Annotated in this window: 1 protein-coding gene; it reads left to right on the forward strand. The window is 46.9% G+C overall.

Annotation, left to right across the window (positions count from 1 at the left end):
- On the forward strand, nucleotides 1-1,420 hold a 1,420-nt coding region (locus VM802_RS10500), incomplete at its 5' end, for a right-handed parallel beta-helix repeat-containing protein (RefSeq protein ID WP_325530095.1).
- Nucleotides 1,421-1,536 lie beyond the last annotated feature (116 nt).

Genomic DNA, 1,536 nt, shown 5'->3' on the forward strand with positions numbered 1-1,536 from the left:
TTCGCAGGCGGAGATTGTGGGATACAGCGACACCTTTCTGGATCTGAAGATAGACAAAAACGAATATCCGTACGAGATAAAGAACGATACACTTTACTTTACAGGAGAGGAATGGAGAAGTAAGATTGGCACCAATTACAACAATATCTTCAATGCAGGTAATAAAGACCTCGTATACGAGACCACCGATAATCCTCTGGGGGAAATTTGGAACGCCACGGCTGAATTGCGTGAGAATGGGTTGGTACGGCTGCATTTCCCGCTTGAAAGGAAGCCGGAGCGCGGAACGCTGATTGCCCTTTACCACGACTATTACATCACCGATGGTATACAGCTGATGCAGAGCAGCCGGCTGTGGCTGGAGAAAATCAACATTTACCATGCCCTGAGTGCTGGGGTCAGCGCTTCCGAATGTGAAGACATCACCCTGAAGCAGGTGAATATCATAGCCAATGAAAAGAAAAATCGTGTATTCAGTACCGTAGCCGACGCCACGCATTTTAGTGGTTGTAAAGGCCGCATTGTGATCGACGGATGCACGGTAACCGGCGCGGGCGATGATTTTGTCAATATACATAGTATGTATGCCCCGGTAGTCGAAGTATTGAGCGATCATGAAGTGCTGCTGGCGCAGCATGATAGGTACATAGGCTTTGAGCAGGGCGAAAAAGCCTGGCGTGTGGATACAGCTACCATGCAGCGCAGGCAGATTTTATCCGTGGTAGGGCAGGAGGATGAATTGGAAAACGACGATGTTACAGGACACCGGATTAAGTTCAACGAGAATATCACCGGTATACTCAAAATTGGAGATCTGCTGGAAAATATAGACAAGAACCCGGATGTGGAGATCACCAATTGCCGCGTGATGAAGCGCCACCGCGCAAGGGGGATACTGGTAACCAGTCCAGGCAAAGTACGTATATCCAATAACTACTTCAATACTGCGGGCTCAGCCATCCTCATTGAAGGCGACCGGACCGTGTATTATGAATCAGGTGCAGTGAGGGATGTAGCTATTGAAAACAATGACTTTGAGAACAGTTTTACCTCCCGCTGGGGAGAAGGAGTTATTTCCATTACACCTTCTATTATTCCGAAAGATTCAGCCTCTCCGGCATATCATCACAACATCCGTATCACCGGGAACACCTTCAGGCATTTCGACCATGCGTTGCTGTACGCCCGTTCCGTAGATACACTGGTGTTTTCATCTAACAGAATGATATATACGAATACGTATCCGCCATTTTCCCGTAAGGTGAATGTGTACCTCGATGGATGCCGGCATGTAACTATTGGCAATAATATTTTTGACACAGCATTTCCGGGAAGGAATGTGTGGATTAAACGTATGAAGGAGACGGATTTGGGGCAGTTCGGAAGTAGCCCGTTGAAAGTATCTCCGGCGGAGGATTAGTCCGGCATACTAAACTTATCAGGATAAATTATTCTTCCTGCTAATTCCCCGGATAGTTTCGAACTTAATGAGGCTGTCTCAAAAGTAATTTTTACCCAATTTTATCCGGGTACCTG

Origin of the sequence: Chitinophaga sp. (assembly GCF_035538455.1) — a bacterium.
Classification (GTDB): Bacteria; Bacteroidota; Bacteroidia; order Chitinophagales; family Chitinophagaceae; genus Chitinophaga.